Source organism: Pedobacter aquae, from assembly GCF_008195825.1.
Lineage (GTDB): Bacteria > Bacteroidota > Bacteroidia > Sphingobacteriales > Sphingobacteriaceae > Pseudopedobacter > Pseudopedobacter aquae.
Genome location: NZ_CP043329.1, coordinates 3,203,036 through 3,229,307, shown reverse-complemented (window position 1 = coordinate 3,229,307; position 26,272 = coordinate 3,203,036). Strand labels below are relative to the sequence as shown.

Genomic DNA, 26,272 nt, shown 5'->3' with positions numbered 1-26,272 from the left:
GATGTTTAATTTCACATAAATTTTAAAATACAGAAAACATGATGAAAAGAATTACCCTAGCCCTTGGGCTATTATACTTGTCTTTCTCGGCAAGCGCACAAAGTGGTTTTCTACCTCAGCCAAGTACAACACAAACTGTTGAACAAGAATTTGGCTTAGGTAAAGTTAAATTAAGCTATGCAAGACCAAATGTTAAAGAGCGTAAAGTTTTTGGTGCTTTGGTTCCTTATGGCAAAGTATGGCGTACAGGAGCAAACTCTGCTACTGTATTAACTTTTTCTGATGAGGTAAAACTAGCTGGTAAAACAGTACCTGCTGGCAACTACGCATTATTTACCATTCCTGGCGAAGCAGAGTGGACTATTATTTTAAGTAAAACTACAGAACAATGGGGTTCTTACGCTTATAAGGAAGCTGATGACTTTTTAAGAGTTAAAGTTAAACCTGCTAAAACTGCACAAAAAGTAGAAAGCTTTACCATACAATTTGCCAATGTACAAGCCGGCAGTATGGATTTACAATTGGTTTGGGATAATACTTTGGTAAGCGTTCCTTTCACAACAGATTTTGATACCAAAGCTATGGCTAATATAGATGCAGCTATGAAAGGCGATAAAAAACCTTATTTCCCAGCTGCAATCTACTATTACACTTATAATAAAGATTTAAAACAAGCTTTAACTTGGGTTAACGAAGCAGAAAAAACAATGGGTAAAGCACCATGGGTAAAATTATGGAAAGCTAAAATCCAATTAAAATTAGGAGATAAAAAAGCAGCACTTTTAACTGCCGAAGAAGGTGTTAAAATTGCTGAAGAGATCAAAAATGAAGAGTATATCTCCTTAAACAAAGCATTTATTGCAGAGAATAAATAAAAAAACCTTATTTAATTGAAAAACCTGTTCAATATGAGCAGGTTTTTTTTGTTTTAGAGCATTTTTAACATTAAAAAAACCATAAAAATCAAAATATTTTATACAAATAATACTTTTAATAAAATATTTTACATATAATTACTTAATTTTTATAACATTTACAGTTATAAACTAAAAAAATTAAGGAAAATATAATTGAATTTTATGGTTTCAGCATCAGTTTTTAAAAACTACCCTTATATAGAGAAAATTTGGGATGAAATGTATAATAAAAATGAGGTAAGAACACCATATAAAAAATTATACAGCTTTTTGCAGGATCTGCCAGTTGCCGAACTTACCCGAAAAGAAGAAATGGCAAGGCGCTTATTCATGAGTCAAGGCATCACTTTTACCGTTTATGCTAGCGGCGAAGGTGTAGAGCAAATTTTCCCTTTTGATGTTATTCCGCGTATTATAGACGCCGCCGAGTGGGCTTATATAGAAAAAGGCATTAAACAAAGACTAAAAGCTTTAAACTTATTTTTGAATGATGTTTATTCTAATCAGTTCATTTTAAAAGATAAAATCATTCCTATGGAGATGGTTTTCTCCTGTCCGCATTACCTCAGAGAAATGCATAATCTACAAGTCCCTCATGAGCTTTTTGTTCATATAGCAGGTATAGATATTATCCGCGATGCTGATGGTACTTTTTATGTTTTAGAAGATAACTTACGTACACCATCAGGGGTTTCGTATATGCTAGAGAATAGAGAAATCACCAAAAGGATTTTCCCTGATATCATCCCTCAAAATTTGGTTCGTTCTGTTACACATTACCCTCAATTACTGTATAAAAACCTAGCTGCTTTATCACCAAGGCATAATGCTAACCCCAATATCGTAATGCTTACACCAGGTATATACAACTCGGCTTATTTTGAGCACTCTACCCTAGCCCGTTTAATGGGGATAGAATTGGTAGAAGGGAAAGATTTAGTGGTAGATAATCACCGGGTTTTCATGAAAACAACCTCGGGTTTACAACGTGTTGATGTGATTTACCGCAGGGTTGATGATGAGTTTTTAGACCCTTTGGTTTTTAACCCTGGAAGTTTGTTAGGTGTAGCCGGCTTAATGTCTGCCTACCGTAAAGGCCATGTTGCCATAGTAAATGCCCCAGGAAATGGCGTTGCCGATGATAAAGCCACCTACATTCATGTACCAGATATGATTAGATATTATTTAAACGAAGAGCCTATTCTTAAAAACGTTCCTACTTACCATTTAGCTGACGCTGATGAAAGAGACCACGTTTTCAAAAACATAGAAAATATGGTGATTAAGAAAACCAACGAGTCTGGCGGATATGGGATGATTATAGGTAATGCTGCCACACCGCAAGAATTAGAAGATTATAAAAAAGTGGTTCTACAAAACCCAAGACAGTTTATAGCACAGCCTATTGTTAGCTTATCCTCTGTTCCCTGTTATATCAATGAGAAGCTACAACCCAGAAGGGTTGATTTAAGGCCTTTTGCTTTATGCGGACCATCAGGGATAGATATTGTACCGGGTGGTTTAACCAGAGTTGCCTTAAAAGAAGGTTCTTTGGTAGTAAATTCTTCGCAAGGTGGTGGTAGTAAAGACACTTGGGTGTTAAATGTTTAAATCAATAAAAGCTAAGTAAATATGTTAAGTAGAGTTGCCGATTCTTTGTATTGGATGTCTAGGTACATGGAGCGTTCTGATGGTATCCTGAGAATGTTAAGAATAAATTATGCCTACTCGCAAGATGGTAGTTCTGATTTTAGCTGGAGACCCGTATTAAAAATATTTAGTAATCTGGATGATGATACCATAGAAACTTTAAAATACAACGGAAGGGACGTTTTAAAATATATGGTTACAGATAAAAACAACCATAATTCTGTTATCAATATTGTGAGTAAAGCCAGAGAGAATGCCCGCTCTGTACAAGATAATGTAACCAAAGAGCTTTGGCAATGCTTAAATGATTATTACCACATGATGCGTGAGGATAAACTAGCTGCTGCTTTATGTTTTGATGATCCTATTTCTGTTTTAGACAACCTCATTAAGCAAGGTATGTACTATTACGGCAGTACAGAAATTACTATGCCCCGCGGAGAAGGCTATTATTTCATGAACATGGGCAAGTTTTTAGAAAGAGCCATACAATCTGTAGATATTCTGGATGTTAAATTTAGAGAACTTGAATATTCTTTAGATGAAGCTACAGATCCTACTTATTGGAAATATCTTTTATTATCCATATCCGGATATGAAATTTTCTTAAAAAGTTATCGCTCCTCATTAGAATCAAGAAATATCATTCACCAAATTGTTTGGAACGAGAATTTCCCACGTTCTATCATTTATACCACCAAAAGGCTAAAACAATCTTTTGAAACCATTAAAGGCGATAAAAACAAAGAGAGTTATAAAACCATGAGTTATATGATTGGTAAATTGGGCTGTAGCCTAGAATATTCTGATTTAAAAGACTTAGAAGCCATGGGATTAAAAGAATATTTAAAAAAAATAAAAGGAGAGCTTTTTGCTATAGGAGATGCTTTAAGTCATTACTATTTCGCTTTCAACTAATTGCTGTTGATAAATTAATTATAGAATATTTAAAAATTGATTCATTTTTAGCTCCACATTTCTAATAGCATGTCTAAATTTACGATAAAGCATATTACAACATACAAATACGATCATCCGGTGCATGATAGTGCTAACCAGATTATGCTTTATCCTATTAAAGATGATGATCAAGAGGTTATTCAACATCAAATCAACATCAGTAATGACCCTAAGGTAGAAACCTTTACAGATTATTATGAAAATACAGTTGGCACCTTTACCAATGTAGAAATGCATAATGAACTGGTTATTGAGTCATCTACCATTGTATTAGTAAAAAAGAAAGCTGCACCAGAGGCTAATATTTTTACTTCTGAACAATGGAAAATGCTTCATGAGCTTAAATACCAAATCCCATACATCAACTTCTTAAAGCAAGAGCATTTTGAAGCCGAGGAAGAGTTAAAAGCTATTATCAAACCCGATGAACAGTTTGCATTCTCTCCCGTAGAAGTGGCTAAGAAATATTGTACTTACGTTTTCGAGAACTTTAAATATATCAAAGGCATTACATCTGTAGAAACAACTGTAGATGAGATATGGAAATTAAAATCAGGCGTATGCCAAGATTTTGCCCATATTCTATTGGTGATGTTACGTTATGTAAATATTCCAGCTCGGTACGTTAGTGGTTACATTTGCCCTAACAGAAACGGTATGCGTGGCGAAGGGGCAACCCATGCTTGGGTAGAAGCTTATATTCCTGATTATGGTTGGCTAGGTTTAGACCCAACCAATAACTGTATTGTTGAAGAAAACCATGTAAGATTAGCCACGGGAAGAAATTTTATTGATGTTAGCCCTGTAAAAGGCACTTATAAAGGCACCTCACACCATACTTTGGAAGTAAAAGTTATTGTTTCTTATGAGAATGACCCCATCGTAAAGGAAGATGAAACCAAAGAAGACAGCATCAATAACACACAGTTTGATGGTAATTCTTACAGAAGATTTTTAGAAATGCAGCAGATGCAACAACAGTAAAGCTTAAGCAAACTGAATAAGTACTTGGTTTTTCTCTACTTTATCTCCAGCTTTTATGAGTATAGATTTTACAGTAGCATCAGCCGGAGCTTTTAAAATATTTTCCATCTTCATGGCTTCTAAAACTAATAAATTATCGCCTTTTTTAATTTCATCGCCAGCCTGTACCATTACTTGTAGCACCAAACCTGGCATAGGCGCTTTTAATTCTTTAACGATGTGTTGGTTGAGCTTATCTAAGCCCATTTCTTTAAGTAAGATATCATACTGGTCACTTACATCAAATCTGTAAACGTTACTATTAACCTTAATCAATACATATTTCTCTTCTTTATTGAGCTCCAGCAATTCGGCTTCAAATGATTTATGGTTTTCTATAACATGAAAATGCTGATTACCCAAATCACTCATATCTAAATCTAGTGAAACATCATTCAGGTAAAGCTTTCCCTCACGTTCTTCAATTTTATAATGTTGATGTTCCGATTTTAAAGTATACATATCAATTGGTTAAGACGTATTGTAATAAATTTACACCCATTTTTAAAGCCTGTTCTCTGCGCTCTTTGGTGTCTTCTGGATAAGTGCCAAAATCTTCCCAGCCATTACCTAAATCGCTCTCGTAAGAATAAAAACAAACTATACGACCTTTATATATCAAAGCTAAACCCTGCGGCCTTTTATTATCATGCTCGTGAATTTTTGGTAAACCCTGCGGAAATTTAAATTTCTGATGATAAATAGGATGTGATGAAGGCAACTCCTGAAAAGCTAATTCTGGAAAAACTTTTTTCATTTGTACTCTGATGAATTTATCTAAACCATAGTTATCATCAAGATGTAAGAACCCTCCAGCTATTAAATAGTTTCGTAAATTCTTGGCTTCAGCATCAGTAAAAGAAATATTACCATGCCCGGTGAGGTAAACAAAAGGGTAATTAAAAAGTTCCTGACTGCCAACTTCTACCACAGCGTCTTGAGGGGCAATTTTAGCAGAAAAAATGCTGTTAAAGTAGGCTATTAAATTAGGTAAGGCTGTTCGGTTGGCATACCAATCTCCACCACCGTTATATTTTACTTTGGCTATTTTAAAGGAAGCATCATCAATTTTAAAAGCTGTAAGAAAAACTACAAAAAAAACCAAAAGCACCTTAAAACATGTACTTTCTACTTTACACCCAGTACTTTCTACTCTGTACTTTCTACTTTCTACTTTATATCCTATCTGTTTAAATAATTGATTTCGAAGCATGCCTGTAATGCAGCGGTTTCTGTTCTAAGCCTGCTGTTTCCTAAAGTTATGGGAAGAAATCCACTTTGCAAAGCATTATTTATTTCTATTTCAGAGAAATCGCCCTCGGGGCCTATCAAGATGGTATAAGATTGATGTTCTTTAAAAGAATCTTTTATTTCTTGTTTATCTTGAGGTAGGCAATGCGCAATATATTTAAAACCATCATCGGCTTTAGCTATCAATTTTTGGATGGTGATAGGCTCATTAATTTTGGGTATATAAGCTTTTAAAGATTGCTTCATAGCTGCAACAACAACTTTTTCCAACCTTTCTGTTTTCACTTCTTTTCTTTCAGAGCGCTCGCAAATAATAGGCGTAATTTCATCAATACCTATTTCTGTTGCTTTCTCTAGAAACCACTCTAACCTATCCATATTTTTTGTTGGCGCTATGGCAATATGTAGATGATGATTTCTTTTTTGATATTCTAATTGCGTATCTAAAACCTGAAGAACGGTTCTTTTAGGATGGTCGTCCAAAATCTCAGCTACAAAAAGTCCGCCTTTTCCATCTACCAAATGAACAAGGTTTTTTTTCTGTAAGCGTAAAACTCTAGAGCAATGTTTACTCTCTTCCTCACTTAAAGTATATTGAGTGCTATCAATATCAGGAGTATAGAAAATATGCATCTTGATTAATGATTATTAACCACTTGGTCTTCAGGAAGTAAAAGTTCTAATTTAACAGCTTCTATATTTTGACCAACCTTTTTCAAGATGGTGAAATTATACCCATTAAATTCTTTGGTTTCTCCTACTTCTGGTATTTTTTCAAAAATTTCGCTCACCAAACCAACAATGGTATCGTAATCTTCGTCTTCTGGTAAATCGTGAGGTAAAAACTCGTTAACATCATAAACCGTAGCAGATGCTGTTACGATAAATTCTGTTTCAGAAACTTTCTCTACAATAGGCTTTTCTTCATCGTACTCATCCTGAATCTCACCTACAAGTTCTTCCACAATATCTTCTAAGGTTACCATACCGGCGGTGCCACCAAACTCATCTAAAACAATAGCAATCTGAATTCTTTTAAGCTTCAGTTCTGCCATTAAATCGTTTATTTTTTTAGATTCTGGAACAAATAAAGGCTTTCTTAGGATGTCTTGCAGGTTAAAGCTTTCTTTCCTTACCACCAAAGACAAAATATCTTTAGCGTGTACAATACCTATAATTTTATCTATGGTATCATCATAAACAGGAACACGAGAATAACCCTCCGCAATGATGGTATTTAAAACCTCTTCTGGGGTTGAGGTAATATCAATAGCAGAAATTTTGGTTCTAGGAACCATGATGTTTTTAACTACACGCTCATTAAAATCAAAAACATTTTTAATCAATTCATGTTCGGCTTTATCTAAAGCACCAGATTCCTTACCCTGATCTAGTAAATATTGTAACTCTTCTGATGAATGTATGGCCTCATGCGCATTGGCGGTGTTAATACCTACTAATCTTAAGATAACATTAGCAAAACCATTTAAAACATAAATAAAGGGCTTAAACACCAGGTAAAAGAACTGTAGTGGCAATGCAATAGCCATGGTTGTATTTACCGGCCTTTGTATAGCTAGCGTTTTAGGCGCTAACTCGCCAAAAACAATATGTAATATGGTGATGACTAAGAAGGCTAAGATATGCCCCAAATTAGTAGCTACAGCATCAGAAATAGGTAAAGAGAAAAACCCTAGTGTTTTAAGAACGATGTTAGACATCACTTCCTCGCCAACCCAACCTAAACCTAATGATGCAAGGGTAATACCTAGCTGTGTAGCGGCAAGGTAGCCATCTAAATGCGATGTCATGTGTTTCGCAATGCCGGCTACCCTGCTGCCTGTTTTAGCTTTAATCTCTATTTGTGAACCCCTAACTTTAACTATTGCAAACTCTGCTGCAACAAAAAAACCATTTAGTAAAACTAAAAACAGGGTCAGAAAAATCTGAAAACCGCTTATTTCAAAATCGGGGTCCATAAAGATTATTTATTAAATGTTTTTTTATAAAGTTCTATACTTTCTTCTATCACTTTATAAGCATATCTCTTACCAAGAAGGTGCTCTATGGTTACATTCTTTTCTTCTAAAGCTTTATAATCTTGGAAGAAACGAACAATTTCTTTCATGGTATGCGGAGGCAGCTCAGATAAATCATTAATATAATTAACAGACATATCATTTTTAGCTACCGCGATAATTTTATCATCTTGCTCACCATTATCTACCATGTGCATCACACCTACAACTTTGGCTTCTATAATAGACATAGGATATACATCTGCGGAGCAAAGAACTAGAATATCAAGTGGGTCATGGTCATCGCAATACGTTTGCGGGATGAATCCGTAGTTTGCAGGATACATTACAGATGAAAAAAGAATACGGTCTAATTTTAATAAACCAGAGTCTTTATCTATTTCGTACTTCGCTTTAGAACCTTTAGGAATCTCTATAATTGCTGTAACTGTATTCGGTGAATCCTCTCCTGGAGGGATTGAGTGCCACGGATGATTATCGGCCATTGAAAGTTTAAAATTTATGTGTATTTATTTGTTAAAACTCTTTTTAAAAAACGTTGTGATTAACGGTATCGTGGTAATCACAATAAATCCTAATATGATATAGCTTAAATATTGATTTACTTCCTTCTCAAATTTCATTCCCAGAAAATACCCTAATAAGGTTAAAGAAGTTATCCAAAAGAATGCACCTAAAATATTGTAAAAAGCAAACTTTTTAAAATCTAACTTCACAATACCGGCAAAAATGGGTGCAAATGTTCTTACAATAGGTACAAATCTGCCAATAATTAAAGTAAAGGCTCCTTGCTTTTTATAATACTCTTCTGCTGCTACCAGATATTTCTTTTTGAAAAAGAAAGAATCTTGCCGATTATATAAAACAGGCCCTGTACGGTAGCCAAACCAGTAGCCAACAAAATTACCTGCAATGGCTGCTGCTATTAAGCCAATAATCATGGTGGTAATACCAACATCTAATTTTTGGGTTGCAACAAACATACCTGCCAAAAAAAGCAAATAATCACCCGGCAAGAAAAAACCAAAGAAAAGACCAGTCTCCGCAAATACTACAAACATGATGAGGTAGAAGCCACCTTTATGTATGATTTGCTGAGCGTCTGCCAGATTTGTTAAATATTCCCAATATTCATGCATAGTATTGCCATAAAACTACAAATATTATTGCAGTATAGCTATGGCATTAAAATAAATTAGTAATGAAACCTGGATAAATACCTAAAACAAGTGTTATAATCAAACTTACGCCTAACACAAAATTAAAATAAGCTGGTGTAGCAATTTGCTTTGTTTGGTTGTCTTTAAAGTACATGGCAACAATAACTTTAAAGTAATAAAACACCCCAATAATGGCATTTACAACTGCTATAGCCACTAACCAAGTATGATATTGAGTTAAAGCAACATTAAAAACAAAGAACTTTCCTATAAATCCGGCTGTTAAAGGTATACCAGCAAAAGATAACATAGCTACAGTTAAAGTAAAAGCTAAGAAAGGATTAGATTTTGCTAATCCATTAAAATCTTCAAAATTCTCTCCACCTGTTTTAGCCTTCACTAACATTAATACTGCAAAAGCGGTTATAGAAGAAACTGCATAAGCAGCAGCATATATAAAAATGGCGTTTGTTGATGCAGCACCTAAAGCAACTATTGCAAAAAGCATATAACCAGCATGTGAGATACTAGAGAAAGCTAACATCCTCTTAAAGTTGGTTTGATAAAGTGCTGTAATATTACCCACAAATAAAGTTAGAATGGTAATCACCAAAAGGGTAGGCATCCAGAAGTCTTGTAACGGAGCAAAACAAATGCTAAATAATCTTAGAAATGCTGCGAAACCTGCAATTTTAACTACCGTAGACATGAAAGCTGTAATTAAAGTTGGTGCGCCTTCGTAAACATCTGGTGTCCAGAAGTGGAAAGGTGCAGCGCCTACTTTAAAACATAAACCTACAATCATTAAAACTAAACCTACATAGAAAATTGGATCAATGCCTGTTGGGTGGTCTATCACATACTGCGCTATAACAGCTAAATCAAAAGATTTTGAAGCGCCATATATTAAAGCAATACCAAATAATAAGAAACCTGTAGAGAAAGCTCCCATTAGGAAATATTTTAAAGCTGCTTCATTAGAAGCAAAATCTTTTCTTTTAATACCTGCTAGAATATATAAACTTACAGACATAATCTCTAAACCCACAAAAAGCATAGATAGGTTATGGTAAGATACCATCACAATGATACCGCTTAAAGCAAACAATATTAGGGTATAATATTCTGCTACGTTTTCACTGATTTTTTCGAAATAGTTTTTCGATAATAAGAAAACCAAAATGGTAGTGATGATACAGATAGAAGAAAAAGCTACAGCAAAATTATCAAAATGCATCATGCCACTAAAAATAGGAGCAGCATTAGAATTCCACTCCATGATAGCTAATGCCAAAGCAGCAACAAGACCTAATACACTTACAGGCAATAAAGCTTGTTTTGCTTTAAATAATCCTAAATAAAGAACTATTATGGCTAATATAGATATTACTATTAAAGTACTCATTCCTATGATTAAAATGCTAATTTACTATTTACCTGATTGATCAGATTTTCTACTGATGCTTCTGAAATATGAAGAAGTGCATTAGGGTAAACGCCAATTACAATAATTAAAAGGCAAACCACTGCTAACACTAAAAATTCTGAACCGTTGATGTCTTTAAAAGATGCTGTAGTTTCATTGGTTTCTCCTTGCATAACGGCTTTATACATCCTCAACATGTAAACTGCACCAAAAATAATGGTTAAACCTGCAATAGCTGCATACCAAATATTAAATTGATAAACACCATGAAGCAGCAAAAACTCACCAATAAAACCGTTGGTTAATGGTAAAGCTACGGTACCCAAAACAATAATTAAAAACGCAATAGCAAATTTTGGCGCTACTTTAGCAATACCACCCATAGTAGCAATTTCTCTTGTTTTTAACCTATCGATAAGAATATCCGCAATTAAAAACATACCTACTACGTTGATACCGTGATTAATCATTTGTATCATTGCACCTTGTAAGCCTTGTACATTCCAAACAAAAATACCTGCAGCAATTAAACCTACGTGGCCAATAGATGAATATGCGATTAAACGTTTAACATCTTTTTGCGTAAAGGCGATAATAGAGGCGTAAACAATTCCTATAATGGATAATATCAATGCTAAATGACCCCAAGTTAAAAAGCCTAAAGGAGTAACTGGTATTAACCATCTGATAACGCCGTAAATACCCATCTTCAACATGATACCCGATAATAACATGGTGCCAGTTGTAGGTGCTTCTGTATAGGTGTCGGGCTGCCAAGTATGGAAAGGAAAAATCGGCATTTTAATAGCAAATGCTAAGAAAAAACACCAGAATAACCATCCTTGTGTTGCTGCATCTAAATTTAGATTGTAAAAAGACGCTATGGAGAAAGAGTTATCTGCTGTTTGTAAATGCAAGTAAATGATACCTAAAAGCATAAACAAAGAACCAGCAATGGTGTAAACAAAAAACTTCATGTTTACTTTTATCCTGTTCTCACCACCCCATAATGCACAAATAAAATAAATAGGTATTAAGGCAACTTCCCAACCTACATAAAATAAAAAGGCATCTGTTGCAGTAAAAACCAATAATAAGCCAAATTGCATAAACAGGGTTAGTGCATAAAAAGATGCTTGGCTGATATTTCTACCAAAACTTGAAAGTATAATTAATGGAAAAAGACCTGTGGTTAAAAGCACCAAAGGCATACTGATACCATCTATAGCAATTGCAAAATTAATTCCTAATGCAGGAATCCATGGATAATTAACTGCGAATTGACTGCTTGCATCTGGAACAAAATCTCCCAATAAAAGCAAAGCAAAAGCTAGAGTTACCAAAGAGCTTATGAAAGCCGATTGTTTAGCAAACTTGCCATTTAGCAGGGTTACAAGCGCTCCCACCAAGGGGAAGAAAATTAATAATAATAAGTTCATCTATCTGTAATCGCTAAGCTCAAATAATTATAAAACTGTAAACTAATACGGCAACAATACCTATCACCATGGCAAAAATGTAGAAACCAACATTTCCGGTTTGTAAAAGCCTTAATGTTTTACTTGCCTCTATAGATACTTTACCCAAACCGTTTACCAAACCATCTATACCAGATTTATCAACCACTTTAAAGAAAAATGCAGATAAAGCGTCTAAAGGTTTTTGTATGATAGCTGTGTAAAGCTCATCTAAATACAATTTATTGTAAGACAATTTATTAATACCAGACTGTAGTTCTTCTTCTTTTGGTACGTATCCTTTACTTACATATTTAACGTAAGCAATAATGATAGAGATAATTACCCCACCTACAGAAATTCCCATCAACATATATTCTGTTGCGTGGTCTAAACTTAATGCTGGTAAAATATTGTTAGTAGCCGCTAATACAGGGCTTAAGTATTCATTTAACCAATGATGACCACCTAATGCGTGAGGAACCCCCATAAAACCACCAACCATAGATAAAATAGCGAGAACAATTAATGGGAAAGTCATTGATACTGGCGACTCATGCAAATGATGCTTTTGATCTTCTGTTCCTCGGAAGTTACCCCAGAAGGTTAAGAACATCATCCTAAACATATAAGCTGCGGTTAAGAAAGCACCAAATAAACCTATAACCCATAATAATTTATTATGCTCATAAACATGTGCTAAAATTTCATCTTTAGAGAAGAAACCCGCAAACGGTGGTAAACCTGCAATGGCAATTGTACCAATTAACATGGTTAAAAAGGTAATAGGAAGTTTTTTACGTAAACCACCCATGTTACGCATGTCTTGCTCATTACTCATAGCATGAATAACAGAACCAGCGCCTAAGAACAATAAAGCCTTAAAGAAAGCATGCGTTAATACATGGAAAAATGCGCCAGTAAAAGCACCAACACCTAAACCTAAGAACATATAGCCCAACTGTGAAACGGTTGAATATGCCAATACTTTTTTAATATCAGTTTGTGTTAAGGCAATAAATGCGGCTACTACTGCAGTTAATAAACCTACAACTGCAATAATATCTAAAGTTACCGGAGATAAAGCAAATAAGATATTAGACCTTGCTATCATATAAATACCAGCCGTTACCATAGTTGCAGCGTGTATTAAAGCAGAAACTGGCGTTGGACCAGCCATCGCATCTGGTAACCAAGTAAATAATGGTAATTGTGCAGATTTACCTGTTGCACCTATAAATAGTAAGATGGTAATTAAAACTAAGGTAGCATCGCCAGATACCATACCTGCTGCTTTAGGGAAGATTTCTGTAAAACTTACACTTCCAAAAGTGCTGATGATTAAGAATACACCTAGTAAAAAACCTAAATCTCCAATACGGTTCATGATAAAAGCTTTCTTAGCTGCATCAGCGTAAGCGCCATTAGCATACCAAAAACCAATTAATAGGTAAGAACATAAACCTACACCTTCCCAGCCAATAAACATGATGACATAGTTTGACCCCATTACTAACAATAGCATGAAGAATACAAACAGATTTAAATAAGCGAAAAACTTACCGAAACCAGCATCATGGCTCATATAACCAGCTGAATATATATGTATTAAAGACCCTATACCTGTGATAATCAGCAACATCATGATGCTTAGCTGATCTATCTGGAAAGCAAAAGGAATACTTAAAGTGCCAACGTTTATCCAATCAAAAAGGTGGATAACCTGAGGTTGAGCAGCATCAAAAGTTAAAAATATACTTAAGCTTATTGCAAAAGAACCTATAACCGCTAAACTGGCAATAGTACCAATTAAAGGTTTAGGTAAAACGTTTCTACCCAATCCGTTTATTAAGAAACCTATAAAAGGCAACAAAGGAATTAACCAAACTAAATCTATCATCCTTATTATAAAATTACCACTTTAACCTGTTAAGAATATTAATATCTATAGAGCTGGTATTACGATATACCATGACTATAATTGCCAAGCCTACCGCAACTTCTGCGGCAGCAAGGGCCATAATAAAGAAAACGAATACCTGCCCTGATGCATCGCCACTGTATGATGAAAATGCTGCCAATAATAAGTTTACGGCATTTAGCATCAATTCTACCGACATGAAGATGATAATCGCATTTCTTCTAACCAATACACCTATCACACCTATGGTGAAGATAATGGCACTTAATAAAATATAATGATTAAGTGGAACTGCCTGAATGGTTGAGCTTATATTTTCCATTATGCGGTTTTATTTTCTTTTTTAGCTAACAATACAGCTCCTACCATTGCGGCTAGCAATAGGATAGAGCTTAACTCGAACGGAAGTAAGAAATCACTGAATAATACTTTACCCAAATTTTCTACTAAACCAATTCCGGTATTATCCATGGTTGTAGTACTTGCTGTTGATAAGGTTTTCATAGAACCTATCAAAGTTACCAGTAAGCAGCCTCCGGCAATAGCACCAACTACCTTCAATAAGGTAGACTTCATGGGCTCTGTATCCGTATTTAAGTTCATCAACATCAAAACAAATAGGAATAATACCATAATTGCTCCCATGTAAACAATGAAATTCACTACTGCTAGAAATTGGGCATTTAAAATAATGTAGTGAATGGTAAAGGTGAAGAAAGTTGCTATCAGGTACAAAACGCTATGAACCGGATTTTTTGTAAAAATCACGAGCAGAGCGAAGATTATAGACAGAAACGCAACAACGTAAAATAAACTCATTTGTTTATGATTGTAATTTGCCTTTAAATGGGGCAAAGGTAAAATTTTTGATTTAATTATATCATTAAATACCGCTTATCTTGAAATGGCTTTCTCTGCCTCAATTTCTTTAAGTGGTTTTTCTACTAATTTATCTTTACCGTATATAAAATCTTTACGTAAATAATCTGAAGGAACAATTGGCCCATCTAAATAGATAGCCTCTTTAGGGCAAGCCTCTTCACACAAACCGCAGAAAATACAACGTAGCATATTAATTTCATAAACTGCTGCATATTTTTCCTCTCTGTAAAGATGCTCTTCGCCTTTTTCTCTTTCAGCAGAAATCATGGTAATAGCTTCTGCAGGGCAAGATAAGGCACATAATCCACAAGCCGTACAACGTTCTCTGCCGTGTTCATCCCTTTTTAAAGAATGCATACCTCTCCAATTTTCAGAAAACTCTCTTTCCTGCTCTGGATAGTGTATGGTTTCTTTTTTCTTAAACATATGACTAAAAGTAATAGCCATACCTTTGAAAATTGCTGGAAGGTACATACGCTCCCAAAAATTCATTGGCTTTTGTTCTAATACTTTTTTTCTACCACTTAATGATTCCATGAATCCTCCATTAATCCCTAAAAGGGTATTAAATCCTATAGTTTATTAAATAAATCAAATCCTACAATTACAATTGCTGTAATTACAATATTGGCTATGGCTAGTGGAATTAACACTTTCCATCCCAAATCCATTAACTGATCATAACGGAAACGCGGTACTGTCCAACGCACCCACATGAAGAAGAAAATGAAAGCAATAATTTTAAAGAACATGACGCCAACACCAATCAACGGACCCCATGTTGGGCCTAAAGCTTGGTTAACGGCATCCATACCCGGATAGTTATAGCCCCCAAAATATAAAACTGCCATCACTACAGAAGACACAAACATGTTGATGTATTCTGCAAACATGTAAGCTCCCATTTTAAAAGCCGAGTATTCTGTTTGGTATCCTCCAATTAATTCAGTCTCGCACTCTGGTAAATCAAAAGGAACACGGTTGGTTTCTGCAAAAGCACAAATCAAGAATATTAAAAAACCTAAAGGTTGGTAAATAACATTCCAGTGCCAGCCGTGTTGTTGTGCTGCAATTTCTTTAAATGAAAGTGTATTGGTTACCATTAAAAGTGCAATGATGGAAAGTCCCATCGCAATTTCATAACTGATATTTTGTGATGCACCACGTATAGCCCCCATTAAAGAATACTTGTTATTAGATGCCCACCCACCAATCATGATACCATAAACACCTAAAGAGACCACGCCAAAAATGTATAAAATACCAACGTTAATATCTGTTACCTGCAAAGGAACAACCCTTCCAAATATTTCAATATTCTGCCCAAAAGGGATAACCGCTGTACCTAAAAAAGATACTAATAGTGCTAAAGAGGGCCCAGCAATAAATAAATATTTATTTGCCCCAGAAGGGATAATCTCTTCTTTAAAGAACATTTTTCCACCATCTGCCAAAGGTTGTAATAAACCAAATGGTCCAGCTCTGTTTGGCCCAACTCTATCTTGTAACCAAGCAGCAACTTTACGCTCTGCCCAAGTAGAATAAGCCGCAATAGTTAGCGTTAGTACAAATAATACTAAAACTAAAGCTGTCTTTTCTATTAAAAATTCTAGTTCCATTAAAATTTAGTTGCTCTTTCGAATTGTTCCTTATTTGCTTCCATCAACTCCGGATTTTTCTTAATTACCGGTAAAGGTTGTAAAGTATCGTAATGGTTTGAGTTGATAACCGATTGTCTTGATACCTGTCTTGGTCCTTCAATTACCCAATCATTTGTGCTTTTCTTATCAAAACGACAAGTATTACAGATAAACTCTTCTACCTCGCCATAAACATCTTTTCTTGCTGTTACTCTTAACACCTCTTCGCCTTTGTACCACAAAGTAACTTTACCTGAACAAGTAGGACAATCTCTGTGTGCTTCCACAGGTTTTGTAAACCAAACCCTATTTTTAAAGCGGAAAGTTTTATCTGTTAAAGCGCCTACAGGGCAAACATCTATCACATTACCAGAGAAATCATTATCAATAGCTTTCTCTATGTAAGTAGAAATTTCTGCATGATCTCCTCTACCTAAAACTCCGTGAACGCGGTTATTGGTAATTTGGTCGGCTGTAAACACACAACGGTAACATAAAATACAACGGTTCATGTGAAGTTGAATTTTATCGCCAATATCTACCCTATCAAAAGTTCTTCTGTCAAACTCATAACGTGTAGTAGCCGCACCATGCTCATAGCTTAAATCTTGCAAATGACATTCACCAGCTTGGTCGCAAATAGGGCAATCCAAAGGGTGATTAATCAATAGCATTTCTACCACGCCTTTTCTGGCTTCAATTACCTCAGGCGAAGTAATATTCTGCACCTCCATACCATCCATCACAGTAGTTCTGCAACTTGCTACCAGCTTAGGCATAGGCCTAGGGTCTTTTTCAGAACCTTTGCTCACCTTAACCAAACAAGTACGGCACTTACCTCCACTACCCTCTAATTTAGAGTAATAACACATTGCCGGAGGCACTATATCTCCACCTATCTGCCTTGCAGCATTTAGAATAGAGGTTCCTGGCTCTACTTCAACGGGAATTCCGTCTATCGTAACTTTAATTTTATCAGACACTATCTTTAATTAAAAAATCAAAATTAAAAAATCAAAAATCACTTACCCATATTAATAACTATAGTTGCTATAATTTTGGAGATTTCATTGATTTCATTTATTAATATATCTACTCTTTTAATACTTTCAGTTTCAATTATGTTTGTCTCTTTCAATAATCTAAGCCAATATTTCGTTTCATTGGCAGATTTAAGAGCTATGATATAAAACTTTTTAAAATCATTTTTTGAACTTCCAGACTTCCCTTCTTCAACATTTGCTCCTACAGATGTACCACTTCTTAGTACCTGATCTATAATAGAATTATATGTTCTATCTGTATTTGTTTCTTTGATAAAGAAGATTAAATCTTTTGAAAATTGGAATGTTCTTTCTTTTATATCATATGGCTTTGACAAGCTTTTGAATTTTTATTTTTTAATTTTTAATTCACACTTACTTCTTCTGCTACTTTTATAGGATCAGCATAATGGGCTAATCCATAATTTTTTTCTAAAGCTAATTTTGGCTCTTTAACATGCCATTCAAACTCATCCCTAAAATGACGAATAGCACTAGCTACTGGCCAAGCTGCTGCATCACCTAGCGGGCAAATGGTATTACCTTCTATCTTTTTAGAAACATCTACTAAAAGGTCAATATCACTCATTTTACCATGTCCGTATTCTAAACGGTGTAAAACTTTTTCCATCCAACCTGTACCTTCACGGCAAGGAGAACACTGTCCGCAAGACTCGTGGTGGTAGAAACGACTAAAGTTCCAAGTATTTCTTACGATACATTGGTCTTCATCTAAAACTACAAAACCGCCAGAACCCAACATGGTTCCTGTAGCAAAACCACCTTCTGATAAAGACTCGTAAGACATTAAACGTTTATCGCCATTAGCTAAATTTAAGATTAAGTTAGCAGGCAAGATAGGTACTGATGAACCACCAGCAACAACTGCTTTTAATCTCTTACCGTTAGCTATGCCTCCGCAATACTCATCAGAATAAATAAAATCTTCTACAGATAAGCCTAACTCAATTTCATAAACACCCGGCTTATTAATATTACCCGATGCCGAAATTAATTTAGTACCTGTTGATCTTCCAATACCAATTTTAGCATACTCTTCGCCACCTTCATTTACAATAGGCACTGTAGCCGCAATAGATTCAACGTTATTTACTACGGTTGGGCAGCCATATAAACCTGCAATTGCCGGAAAAGGAGGTTTAATTCTTGGGTTTCCTCTTTTACCTTCTAAAGATTCTAACAAAGCAGTTTCTTCACCGCAAATATAAGCACCGCCACCTGGCTGTACGTAAATCTCTAAATCGTAACCAGAACCTAATATATTTTTACCTAAAAAACCAGCTGCTTTTGCTTCTGCAATGGCTTTCTCTAAGATTCTTATTTGCGGCATCATTTCGCCACGTACGTAGATATAACTAGTGTTTGCACCTAGAGCGTAACTACCAACTATCATCCCCTCAATTAAAGCATGAGGAATATGTGTCATCAAATACCTATCCTTAAAAGTTCCAGGTTCTGATTCATCAGCATTACAAACTAAATAACGAGGCACACCTTCTGGCTTAGCCAAAAAGCTCCATTTCATCCCGGTAGGGAAACCTGCTCCTCCACGTCCACGTAATCCCGATTTCTTTACCTCTTCCACCATATCGTCTGAAGACATGGTTTTAAGGGCTTTTTCTACCGCTCTATATCCACCCTTTTCTTTATAAACCTGAAAAGTGTTGATACCAGGTACGTTAATATGCTCAAGTAATAGTTTACGACCCATCTTTTATTAGCTATGAGATGTGAGTATTGAGTATTGAGAAATAAAATTCCCACAACCTAATCTCACATCATTTTGAACCTTATATTATTTGTGATCATGAAACTTGAACGACCATGAAAGTCTCAAATCTCATATCCCAATACTCAATCTATTTATTTTTCAAATTTTCAATTAACTGATCTACAGATTCTGGAGTTAAATTCTCGTAGAATGTATACTCTGGACCAATTTGTAAAACCGGAGCATAACCACAAGCGGCTAAACACTCTACCCCACGATAGCTAAATAAACCATCGGCAGTAACTTCCCCTTCTTTTACTCCTAGTTTATCACCTATATAATCCATAATTTTTTCTGCACCAACTAGACAGCAAGGTCCTGTACGGCAAACCTCCAAAACAAATTTACCTTGAGGCTTTAAGAAAAACATCGTATAGAAGGTAGCAACCTCATATACTTCTATAGACTGTATCTGTAGATATTCTGCTACTTTATCCATGGCGGCTGAACTTAACCAACCATAAACCGCTTGTACTTCATGTAAAATTGGTAGTAAAGCAGATTTACTTTTTCCTTCCGGATAACGGCTAACAATTTCATCAAACTTTAAAATCAATGCTGATGAAAATTCTACCGATTGTACTTCTTCAACTCTAAGCATCTAACTCTCCCGCTATAATGTTTAAACTAGACATGTTAATAATTGCATCAGACAGCAGCATGCCACCACTCATAGGGGCATACATTTGGTAATTTATAAAACTTGGTCTACGGAAATGTAAACGGTAAGGAGTTCTTCCTCCATCATTTACTAAATAAAAACCAAGCTCGCCGTTACCCCCTTCTACAGCATGATAAACTTCTGTTTTTGGAGTTTCTACCTCACCCATCACTATTTTAAAGTGATAAATTAAAGCCTCCATATTGTTATAAACCTGCTCTTTTGGTGGCAAGTAAAATTCTGGAACATCAGCATGGAAAACACCTTTTGGCTCTTTCTCTATTTTCTCTAATGCTTGCTCTATAATTCTTAGAGACTGCCACATTTCTTCATTTCGTAAAATGAATCTGTCATAAACATCACCTGTGGTGCCTACCGGAATCTCAAAATCAAAATCTTCATAAGAAGCATAAGGCTCGTTCACACGAACATCATAATCAACACCGGTAGCTCTTAAAATTGGTCCACTCCAGCTATAACTCATAGCTACTTCTGGGCTTACTGCACCAACACCCGATGTTCTTTCAATAAATATTCTGTTACGATTAAACAGCGCTTCAAATTCTTTTAAAATAGGAGGGAAGTTTTTAATAAACTTCTTAATTTTTTGGAAGGTAATTTCATTAAAATCACGCTCAAAACCGCCTATTCTACCAATATTGGTAGTTAAACGGGCACCACATACTTCCTCAAAAATTTCGTAAATATGTTCACGCTCTTCCATCAAGTATAAGAAACCAGAGAAAGCGCCTGTATCAACACCCAAAATACCGTTACATATTAAATGGTCTGCAATACGGCTTAGCTCCATCACGATAACCCTCATGTAGTCTACTCTTTTAGGTGTTTTAATATCTAAAAGCTTTTCAACTGTCATGTGCCACCCCATATTATTGATAGGAGATGAGCAGTAGTTTAATCTATCGGTAAGGGTGGTGATTTGATAAAAAGGGCGATGCTCTGCAATTTTTTCAAAAGCCCTATGGATATAACCTATGGTGGAAACACCGCTTACGATACGTTCTCCATCCATCTGTAACACGTTCTGGAAAACACCATGTGTTGCAGGGTGTGTTGGCCCAAGGTTAAGTGTTGTTAGCTCACCTTGTGGGTCGTTATCTGTATATACCGGACGGTTCGGAGTTATTTCTGTAATAAAATTGCTCATGATTTAGCTTATCGTCCAAAAAAATAATCTTTTTTATCTACCCTGTTAGGGTCTTCTAAAGGATACTCTCTTCTCATTGGGAATACCGTCATATCATCTACATTTAAGATTCTTCTTAAATCTGGATGACCGGTAAACTGGATTCCAAAAAAGTCAAAAGTTTCACGTTCCATCCAATTGGCCCCATCCCATAACACAGATGCCGTAGGAATTGTTGGGTCTGAAACAGGAAGAAACACTTTTATCCTAATTCTTACATTGTTGTAAAAGCTATGTAAATGATAAATTACACCTAAAGCATTTTCCTTTTCAGGATAATGAATAGCTGTAATATCAGTTAAGTAGTTAAATTTTAGTTCTTCATCATTTTTTAAAAATGCTAGAAGTTCTGAAATTACTGGTCTTGTAGCTTCAAAAGTTAATAAACCATAAGGCTCAGAAATGGCAGAGATTTGCTCGCCATACTTAGCTGTTAGTTTTTCTATCAAGTGCTGATTTGAAATCTTGCCCATTACTGGATTCCGTATTTAGCTAATAATTGTGCGTACTCAGGAGAATTTCTTCTTCTTAAAGATTCATTTTTAACCAACTCCTGTATTTTGTTGAAACCATCAATGATAGCTTCTGGCCTTGGCGGACAGCCAGGTACATAAACGTCTACCGGTATAATTTCATCTATTCCTTGTAAGACAGAATAAGTATCAAAAATACCACCGCTAGATGCACAAGCGCCTACCGATATTACCCAACGTGGCTCTGCCATTTGTATATAAACCTGCTTTAAAACAGGAGCCATCTTCTTTGCAATGGTACCCATTACCATTAATAAATCTGCTTGACGAGGAGAAAAAGAAGGTCTTTCTGATCCAAATCTAGAAAAATCATAATGAGAGCCCATGGTTGCCATAAACTCGATTCCACAACAAGATGTAGCAAAAGGTAGAGGCCACAACGAGTGAGAACGAGCCAGACCAATTACTTTATCTAGTGAAGTAGCAAAGAATCCTGATCCTTCTACTCCTGCAGGTGCTTCAACAATATTAATTTCACTCATAACTGTATCCTTTTCTTAGAAAACTAAAAAGGCCCACTGATGTTTCAGTAAGCCGCAAATTTATTAAGATTTAAACTAAACGAAGCCCATTATGCTTATTTAGAATAATTCTACTTAATCCCACTCTAGGGCTTTCTTTTTTAACACATAAATGAAGCCTAAAAGCAATGTTCCCATGAAAATAAACATTTCAATTAGACCGTTAAGACCAAATTCTCTAAAGTTTACCGCCCATGGATACATGAAAATAACCTCGACATCAAAAAGTACAAAAAGTATAGCCACAACAAAGTATTTAATAGAGAAAGGCTGACGAGCATTACCCACTACTTCAATACCAGATTCAAACGCTGTTAATTTAATGTCTGTTGTTTTTCGCTTAGGACCAATAAGGTGTGTAATACCCATGGTTAAAGCAACAAAGCCTAAAGCAACTAAAAGTTGCATGATAATAGGAAGATAATCTACCGGAGCACTCATTATTCTTTATTTTGGCGCAAATATAATGATAAATACAAATTGAAAAAGGGATAGTTTTAAGCTATCCCCTTTTTATTTTTTATTATGATGCTTTTAAAGCTTTTAAAGCATCCTGAATTTTTGCATTTCCTGGATCTATTGCCAATGCCTTATCAAAATATTCTTTGGCTTTAGCTTTATCTTTAGTGATGTAATAACCGCCATTATAAGAATATGCTTCTACTAAATTGGTTTTATCACGCTCTGTTAAAGCTACAGGCGGAGTAGCCGTTTGCTTAGCCAAAGTAAGTTCGATATACTTATCGTAAGCTTTAACGCCTTTTTGCTCAGTATCTGTTGGGTCTAAATAATATTCAACTCTCGCTAAATACAAATAAGCATCAGCATTTTTAGCTTTTTCTGCCACATAAGTAAAGGCGCTGTCTGCTACCAATAAGGTTTTCTTTATTTGTACAGCGTCTTGTGGTTGTTTGTTAGCTAATTCTATAGCATAGTAGAAATAGTTAGAGTATCCTAAATAAAACCAATCTGTAAAAGATGCATTTGGTCTTTTAGAAATTTTCTCATAAAACTCTGCTGCTTTACCGTATTTCTTTGCAACAAAATATGCTTTAGCAATAATACCAAGAACCTCTGAATTGGTTGTATCTAATTCATAAGCTTTTAAATAGCTTCCTATAGCTAATGAATCTTGCTTTTTACTTTGGTATGCTCTTCCTAAGAAAACATAATCAGTAGCAATTAATCTGCTTTTATCAACTGAGTTTTGAAACTTAGAAAGCGTTTCTATAGCCAAATCGCTATTACCGTTTTCTGCAGCAGCGTAGCCTAAAAATCTCTCGGCTAATTTATATTCTGGATTTGTACCATACTGGCTAATAAAGCTTTTAGCTTCTTTTTCTAAAGTAGCCCAGTCTGTAGCGTTTAATAAGAATATTAAATATCTATATCTTGAATCTGAAGAACGATCTGTTAAATCAAGATATTTTGAGTACATATCCTTTGCTTTAGGTAAAAGCTCTGGTCTTTTAGCCGGAAACTGAGAAGCCCAACGGTAATAGTTTTCTGCTAAAGCCCTGTATGCCGGACCAAAATTTGCGTCTTTCTGGATAACTCCGTTTAAAGTTGTTTCTGCTAACTCAAAATTATAGGCCTGAGTCCAGATTTCACCAACATTAACATCAACAATTAGCAAATCTGCCTGATAGCCTTTTGCAGCTCTGTAAGCATCAGCGGCTTCACTATTTTTCTTTTGAGCTTTGTACGCATTAGCCATAGCAATGTGTAACTCTGGGTCTTTTTCGCCATTTTCTTTGGCTTTATTAAACCACTCAAAAGCTTTGTCTAAATCTTGTGAGCCTTCATAGGTATAAGCTTTACCAATATAGATGAACTCTTTATAGTCCTTCTTTTTCATATCGGCAGTTGCTTTTGCAAAATTTGCCAGTGCTGCCGATACATTTTTTGCAAAAAGATCTGTAGCGCCTAAACCTATGTAGTTTAAAGAAAATTTGGGATTGGCAGCAATACCTTTATTAAAAATGATTTTTGCCGAATCCGGATTATTTAATTGTAAGTACAAATCACCGAAATAATAATAATTCTCGGCATTGGTAGCTTGAGTAGTAATTAAGTTATTAAAAATTGATTTTGCTTTTTGAAACTGCTCTGCAGTAACAGCCTTGCGGGCATCTTGTAAACTCTGAGCCATAGTTACCGTTCCCCACGTTAACAAACCTATGACTCCGATCGCAACTCTCTTATTCATGTTCATGATCTTCGTTTTTAATTTATGGTTCCTATTCTAATTATATACATTTATTTGCCTAGACGGTAAAGAATCTGGTGCTATACCCGCTTTTAAAATAATTCTTTGGCCTATATCGCTAGCTAAGAAGGCTGCAAAACCTGTACCTAAACCAGCTTTACCTTGGCAATCTATTAAATACAAATCTCTTATCAAAGGATAAGAACCAGTTTTTAGATTACTTTGTGTTGGTAATTGATATTTGCCCTTTTTATCCTTAACCGCCATAAATTTAATTTTTTCTATATCCTCTACCAAATCTGGTGTTGGTCTTTTTAACCAACTTACACTTAAAACGCCTATAGCATTAGGATTATTTTTAACGTACCGAATAACTTCTTTACTAGATTTTAGTGCGTATACGTTATTTTCTGGCAATTTGCTTATTGCGGCAAGTTCCATGAGGTATTCTACTGTACTAGACTTGGGGTTATCAAATACTAAATCAATATTATTATTAGACTTTCCTGACAAAATAGCTTTAAGCTCATCTAAGGTAATTAAGCTATCTATATTGCTTTTACCTGTAATAATTGCAATGCCATCAGTAGCAAATTTAGTTGCTCTAATCTTGATTTTTTTATCCTCAAAGTATTGAGCCTCATTTGCTTTAAGTTCTCTTGGAAGAACAGCAATGGCGATACTATCATTCACAAATAAATCTAAAACCTCTTTTAAAGGTTTATAAACCATTTTAATTTGAGCTCTCTTATACTGGTTAGAGAATATTTGATGCTCATCATCTATAATGGTATAAAGAGATTCATCAGCTAATATCTGTGCTGTACCAAAAGTATAATTTTCTTCGCCTTGAGATTCTGGCGTTCTTTGCTGGCAGCCGATAGAAAAAAATAATAAAAGAAGCGCTAAAGCTTTAGATAAACTATTCATATTGCTGTTGCCTAATCAACCTTACAAATCTGAAAAATGAATAAACAATTAAGAGAACTGCAAAAGCTATTTTCCAAACTTTATCAACCCCAATTAATAAGGGAAAATTATCCCAAAATATAATCATTAAGCCCAAAGCGAAATATACGCCAAACATGGTTAGGCCTAAAATGAACAGAAATCGCTTTGTGGGCGATTTCTGTCTATCTCTAAATTTTTGATATTCCATTATTCACTTAATTGGAACAAGATTGGAATGGTAAACGATACACGTACTGGACGTCCGTTTTGAATTCCTGGCTCCCATTTAGGAGTCCTCTTTAATACTCTGATGGCTTCTTCATTTAAACCACCCTCTAAACCTCTTAATACTTTAATATCGGTTAGAGAACCATCTTTCTCCACAACGAAGTTTACAATTACTCTTCCTTGTATATTATTCTCACGAGCAACCGCAGGATACATTAAGTTCTTTCTTAAGAAATTACCGAATGCTGCATCGCCACCTGGGAATCTAGGAAGTTGCTCCACGTTAGTGAAGATTTCATTGCTATCCTCCGTTACTTTTTGGTTAACTGGTCCGTCACCAAAAGTTGGGTTTTCAATTTGAATATCAGCATCAGGGTTACCTTTTAAAGTTTTTTGTCCTGGATCTGCTTTTTCCAAATCTTTAATGGTTGGTGGCTCTTCCTCTACTACCTGATCATCCGGTTTTACAACTGGAGGCGGGAACCTTACCTGATCCACTTTGGGTGGAGGTGGCTCTACCGGAGGTGGCGGAGGTGGTGCCTTTTTGTCAATTGGCGGAGGTGTAGCAAGTACTACCTCTGTTTGTTGGAATACTTTATCTTCTTCGTCACCATTGCTGCTTAACAACTTTATGATGATTGGAGAAGAAATAGCAAGGATAAAAAACAATCCTCCTATGATCACAGCTTTGTTGGTATTTTTAGCATTGTCTTTACGAAGCTGATAAGCTCCGTATTCTTTGTTTCTACCTTCAAAAACTATGTCTATCCAATTCTGATTTAGGATGTCCAATTTAGACAT

At 35.3% G+C, this 26,272-nt stretch carries 28 protein-coding genes; 4 read left to right on the top strand and 24 right to left on the bottom strand.

Annotated features, from left to right (window positions below; translation table 11 throughout):
• Window positions 1–38 precede the first annotated feature (38 nt).
• The 4 genes from FYC62_RS14250 (at window position 39) to FYC62_RS14235 (ending at window position 4,511) form a co-directional block, all read left to right on the top strand.
• Window positions 39–875 carry a DUF2911 domain-containing protein gene (locus tag FYC62_RS14250; RefSeq protein WP_039453917.1) on the top strand — a complete coding sequence of 279 codons (837 nt, stop codon included), beginning with the start codon at window positions 39–41 and terminating at the stop codon, window positions 873–875.
• A 204-nt stretch (window positions 876–1,079) separates the two neighbouring features.
• On the top strand, window positions 1,080–2,528 hold the full coding sequence (locus tag FYC62_RS14245; RefSeq protein ID WP_149075418.1) for a circularly permuted type 2 ATP-grasp protein: 1,449 nt from the start codon (window positions 1,080–1,082) through the stop codon (window positions 2,526–2,528).
• Between the two features lie 21 nt (window positions 2,529–2,549).
• Window positions 2,550–3,485 carry an alpha-E domain-containing protein gene (locus tag FYC62_RS14240; RefSeq protein WP_039453918.1) on the top strand — a complete coding sequence of 312 codons (936 nt, stop codon included), beginning with the start codon at window positions 2,550–2,552 and terminating at the stop codon, window positions 3,483–3,485.
• Window positions 3,486–3,554: 69 nt separating this feature from the next.
• Entirely contained in the window at window positions 3,555–4,511 is a 957-nt protein-coding gene (locus FYC62_RS14235; RefSeq protein WP_039453920.1) for a transglutaminase family protein, read from the top strand.
• A gap of 3 nt (window positions 4,512–4,514) precedes the next feature.
• Here FYC62_RS14235 and FYC62_RS14230 read toward each other — a convergent pair whose 3' ends face one another.
• The 24 genes from FYC62_RS14230 to FYC62_RS14110 form a co-directional block, all read right to left on the bottom strand.
• Complete coding sequence (locus FYC62_RS14230; protein ID WP_149075417.1) at window positions 4,515–5,012, bottom strand: acetyl-CoA carboxylase biotin carboxyl carrier protein subunit; 498 nt, start codon at window positions 5,010–5,012, stop codon at window positions 4,515–4,517.
• A gap of 1 nt (window position 5,013) precedes the next feature.
• On the bottom strand, window positions 5,014–5,763 hold the full coding sequence (locus FYC62_RS14225) for a DUF4159 domain-containing protein (RefSeq protein WP_149075416.1): 750 nt from the start codon (window positions 5,761–5,763) through the stop codon (window positions 5,014–5,016).
• The gene (locus FYC62_RS14220) at window positions 5,733–6,434 is read right to left on the bottom strand and encodes a 16S rRNA (uracil(1498)-N(3))-methyltransferase (RefSeq protein ID WP_149075415.1); all 702 of its coding nucleotides are present in this window, start codon (window positions 6,432–6,434) and stop codon (window positions 5,733–5,735) included. The genes FYC62_RS14225 and FYC62_RS14220 overlap by 31 nt, the downstream gene beginning before the upstream one ends.
• Window positions 6,435–6,439: 5 nt before the next feature.
• Complete coding sequence (locus FYC62_RS14215; RefSeq protein WP_149075414.1) at window positions 6,440–7,780, bottom strand: hemolysin family protein; 1,341 nt, start codon at window positions 7,778–7,780, stop codon at window positions 6,440–6,442.
• Window positions 7,781–7,785: 5 nt separating this feature from the next.
• Complete coding sequence (locus FYC62_RS14210; protein ID WP_026902747.1) at window positions 7,786–8,325, bottom strand: inorganic diphosphatase; 540 nt, start codon at window positions 8,323–8,325, stop codon at window positions 7,786–7,788.
• A gap of 24 nt (window positions 8,326–8,349) precedes the next feature.
• On the bottom strand, window positions 8,350–8,979 hold the full coding sequence (locus tag FYC62_RS14205) for a DedA family protein (protein ID WP_149075413.1): 630 nt from the start codon (window positions 8,977–8,979) through the stop codon (window positions 8,350–8,352).
• Between the two features lie 46 nt (window positions 8,980–9,025).
• Entirely contained in the window at window positions 9,026–10,405 is a 1,380-nt protein-coding gene (locus FYC62_RS14200) for an NADH-quinone oxidoreductase subunit N (RefSeq protein ID WP_149075412.1), read from the bottom strand.
• Window positions 10,406–10,413: 8 nt separating this feature from the next.
• On the bottom strand, window positions 10,414–11,865 hold the full coding sequence (locus FYC62_RS14195; protein ID WP_149075411.1) for a complex I subunit 4 family protein: 1,452 nt from the start codon (window positions 11,863–11,865) through the stop codon (window positions 10,414–10,416).
• 19 nt (window positions 11,866–11,884) lie between these two features.
• Window positions 11,885–13,783 (bottom strand): NADH-quinone oxidoreductase subunit L, encoded by a 1,899-nt coding sequence (gene nuoL / locus FYC62_RS14190; RefSeq protein WP_149075410.1) that lies wholly within the window; start codon window positions 13,781–13,783, stop codon window positions 11,885–11,887.
• Window positions 13,784–13,796: 13 nt separating this feature from the next.
• Window positions 13,797–14,126, bottom strand: a complete 330-nt coding sequence (gene nuoK / locus FYC62_RS14185) for an NADH-quinone oxidoreductase subunit NuoK (protein WP_039453950.1) — start codon at window positions 14,124–14,126, stop codon at window positions 13,797–13,799.
• On the bottom strand, window positions 14,126–14,623 hold the full coding sequence (locus FYC62_RS14180) for an NADH-quinone oxidoreductase subunit J family protein (RefSeq protein WP_039453952.1): 498 nt from the start codon (window positions 14,621–14,623) through the stop codon (window positions 14,126–14,128). Before FYC62_RS14180 ends, nuoK begins: the two co-directional genes overlap by 1 nt.
• A 75-nt stretch (window positions 14,624–14,698) precedes the next feature.
• A complete protein-coding gene (locus FYC62_RS14175; protein ID WP_039453955.1) occupies window positions 14,699–15,223 on the bottom strand; it encodes a NuoI/complex I 23 kDa subunit family protein in 525 nt (174 codons plus the stop codon).
• A 35-nt stretch (window positions 15,224–15,258) separates the two neighbouring features.
• Complete coding sequence (nuoH, locus tag FYC62_RS14170) at window positions 15,259–16,305, bottom strand: NADH-quinone oxidoreductase subunit NuoH (protein ID WP_039453965.1); 1,047 nt, start codon at window positions 16,303–16,305, stop codon at window positions 15,259–15,261.
• Complete coding sequence (locus tag FYC62_RS14165) at window positions 16,305–17,309, bottom strand: 2Fe-2S iron-sulfur cluster-binding protein (RefSeq protein WP_039453971.1); 1,005 nt, start codon at window positions 17,307–17,309, stop codon at window positions 16,305–16,307. The genes nuoH and FYC62_RS14165 overlap by 1 nt, the downstream gene beginning before the upstream one ends.
• A 38-nt stretch (window positions 17,310–17,347) precedes the next feature.
• On the bottom strand, window positions 17,348–17,707 hold the full coding sequence (locus FYC62_RS14160; RefSeq protein ID WP_149075409.1) for a four helix bundle protein: 360 nt from the start codon (window positions 17,705–17,707) through the stop codon (window positions 17,348–17,350).
• A 26-nt stretch (window positions 17,708–17,733) separates the two neighbouring features.
• Window positions 17,734–19,101 (bottom strand): NADH-quinone oxidoreductase subunit NuoF, encoded by a 1,368-nt coding sequence (gene nuoF / locus FYC62_RS14155; RefSeq protein WP_149075408.1) that lies wholly within the window; start codon window positions 19,099–19,101, stop codon window positions 17,734–17,736.
• A gap of 148 nt (window positions 19,102–19,249) precedes the next feature.
• Window positions 19,250–19,762, bottom strand: coding sequence for an NADH-quinone oxidoreductase subunit NuoE family protein (locus tag FYC62_RS14150; protein WP_149075407.1), 513 nt, complete (start codon window positions 19,760–19,762; stop codon window positions 19,250–19,252).
• Window positions 19,755–20,990: an NADH-quinone oxidoreductase subunit D gene (locus tag FYC62_RS14145; protein ID WP_205943730.1), complete on the bottom strand. Its 1,236-nt coding sequence runs from the start codon at window positions 20,988–20,990 to the stop codon at window positions 19,755–19,757. Before FYC62_RS14145 ends, FYC62_RS14150 begins: the two co-directional genes overlap by 8 nt.
• An 8-nt stretch (window positions 20,991–20,998) precedes the next feature.
• Entirely contained in the window at window positions 20,999–21,502 is a 504-nt protein-coding gene (locus tag FYC62_RS14140) for an NADH-quinone oxidoreductase subunit C (RefSeq protein WP_149075406.1), read from the bottom strand.
• Window positions 21,502–22,044 carry an NADH-quinone oxidoreductase subunit B gene (locus FYC62_RS14135; protein WP_026902761.1) on the bottom strand — a complete coding sequence of 181 codons (543 nt, stop codon included), beginning with the start codon at window positions 22,042–22,044 and terminating at the stop codon, window positions 21,502–21,504. The genes FYC62_RS14140 and FYC62_RS14135 overlap by 1 nt, the downstream gene beginning before the upstream one ends.
• Before the next feature lie 114 nt (window positions 22,045–22,158).
• Entirely contained in the window at window positions 22,159–22,524 is a 366-nt protein-coding gene (locus FYC62_RS14130) for an NADH-quinone oxidoreductase subunit A (RefSeq protein WP_039453985.1), read from the bottom strand.
• Window positions 22,525–22,606: 82 nt separating this feature from the next.
• Window positions 22,607–24,235 carry a tetratricopeptide repeat protein gene (locus FYC62_RS14125; protein WP_240534745.1) on the bottom strand — a complete coding sequence of 543 codons (1,629 nt, stop codon included), beginning with the start codon at window positions 24,233–24,235 and terminating at the stop codon, window positions 22,607–22,609.
• Between the two features lie 93 nt (window positions 24,236–24,328).
• Window positions 24,329–25,222 (bottom strand): PstS family phosphate ABC transporter substrate-binding protein, encoded by an 894-nt coding sequence (locus tag FYC62_RS14120; RefSeq protein WP_149075404.1) that lies wholly within the window; start codon window positions 25,220–25,222, stop codon window positions 24,329–24,331.
• A gap of 228 nt (window positions 25,223–25,450) precedes the next feature.
• Window positions 25,451–26,272: an energy transducer TonB gene (locus tag FYC62_RS14110; RefSeq protein WP_149075403.1), complete on the bottom strand. Its 822-nt coding sequence runs from the start codon at window positions 26,270–26,272 to the stop codon at window positions 25,451–25,453.

Bases quoted from the DNA above. Each gene is read 5' to 3' on its own strand.
- FYC62_RS14250 (WP_039453917.1), top strand. From the start codon at position 39: ATGATGAAAAGAATTACCCTAGCCCTTGGGCTATTATACTTGTCTTTC.
- FYC62_RS14195 (WP_149075411.1), bottom strand. From the start codon at position 11,865: ATGAACTTATTATTATTAATTTTCTTCCCCTTGGTGGGAGCGCTTGTA.
- FYC62_RS14130 (WP_039453985.1), bottom strand. From the start codon at position 22,524: ATGAGTGCTCCGGTAGATTATCTTCCTATTATCATGCAACTTTTAGTT.
- nuoK (WP_039453950.1), bottom strand. From the start codon at position 14,126: ATGGAAAATATAAGCTCAACCATTCAGGCAGTTCCACTTAATCATTAT.
- FYC62_RS14230 (WP_149075417.1), bottom strand. From the start codon at position 5,012: ATGTATACTTTAAAATCGGAACATCAACATTATAAAATTGAAGAACGT.
- FYC62_RS14200 (WP_149075412.1), bottom strand. From the start codon at position 10,405: ATGAGTACTTTAATAGTAATATCTATATTAGCCATAATAGTTCTTTAT.
- nuoH (WP_039453965.1), bottom strand. From the start codon at position 16,305: ATGGAACTAGAATTTTTAATAGAAAAGACAGCTTTAGTTTTAGTATTA.
- FYC62_RS14220 (WP_149075415.1), bottom strand. From the start codon at position 6,434: ATGCATATTTTCTATACTCCTGATATTGATAGCACTCAATATACTTTA.
- FYC62_RS14180 (WP_039453952.1), bottom strand. From the start codon at position 14,623: ATGAGTTTATTTTACGTTGTTGCGTTTCTGTCTATAATCTTCGCTCTG.
- FYC62_RS14210 (WP_026902747.1), bottom strand. From the start codon at position 8,325: ATGGCCGATAATCATCCGTGGCACTCAATCCCTCCAGGAGAGGATTCA.
- FYC62_RS14235 (WP_039453920.1), top strand. From the start codon at position 3,555: ATGTCTAAATTTACGATAAAGCATATTACAACATACAAATACGATCAT.
- FYC62_RS14120 (WP_149075404.1), bottom strand. From the start codon at position 25,222: ATGAATAGTTTATCTAAAGCTTTAGCGCTTCTTTTATTATTTTTTTCT.
- FYC62_RS14135 (WP_026902761.1), bottom strand. From the start codon at position 22,044: ATGAGTGAAATTAATATTGTTGAAGCACCTGCAGGAGTAGAAGGATCA.
- FYC62_RS14125 (WP_240534745.1), bottom strand. From the start codon at position 24,235: ATGGCTCAGAGTTTACAAGATGCCCGCAAGGCTGTTACTGCAGAGCAG.
- FYC62_RS14145 (WP_205943730.1), bottom strand. From the start codon at position 20,990: ATGAGCAATTTTATTACAGAAATAACTCCGAACCGTCCGGTATATACA.
- nuoL (WP_149075410.1), bottom strand. From the start codon at position 13,783: ATGATAGATTTAGTTTGGTTAATTCCTTTGTTGCCTTTTATAGGTTTC.
- FYC62_RS14140 (WP_149075406.1), bottom strand. From the start codon at position 21,502: ATGGGCAAGATTTCAAATCAGCACTTGATAGAAAAACTAACAGCTAAG.
- nuoF (WP_149075408.1), bottom strand. From the start codon at position 19,101: ATGGGTCGTAAACTATTACTTGAGCATATTAACGTACCTGGTATCAAC.
- FYC62_RS14110 (WP_149075403.1), bottom strand. From the start codon at position 26,272: ATGTCTAAATTGGACATCCTAAATCAGAATTGGATAGACATAGTTTTT.
- FYC62_RS14205 (WP_149075413.1), bottom strand. From the start codon at position 8,979: ATGCATGAATATTGGGAATATTTAACAAATCTGGCAGACGCTCAGCAA.
- FYC62_RS14225 (WP_149075416.1), bottom strand. From the start codon at position 5,763: ATGCTTCGAAATCAATTATTTAAACAGATAGGATATAAAGTAGAAAGT.
- FYC62_RS14245 (WP_149075418.1), top strand. From the start codon at position 1,080: ATGGTTTCAGCATCAGTTTTTAAAAACTACCCTTATATAGAGAAAATT.
- FYC62_RS14240 (WP_039453918.1), top strand. From the start codon at position 2,550: ATGTTAAGTAGAGTTGCCGATTCTTTGTATTGGATGTCTAGGTACATG.
- FYC62_RS14215 (WP_149075414.1), bottom strand. From the start codon at position 7,780: ATGGACCCCGATTTTGAAATAAGCGGTTTTCAGATTTTTCTGACCCTG.
- FYC62_RS14150 (WP_149075407.1), bottom strand. From the start codon at position 19,762: ATGCTTAGAGTTGAAGAAGTACAATCGGTAGAATTTTCATCAGCATTG.
- FYC62_RS14175 (WP_039453955.1), bottom strand. From the start codon at position 15,223: ATGGAATCATTAAGTGGTAGAAAAAAAGTATTAGAACAAAAGCCAATG.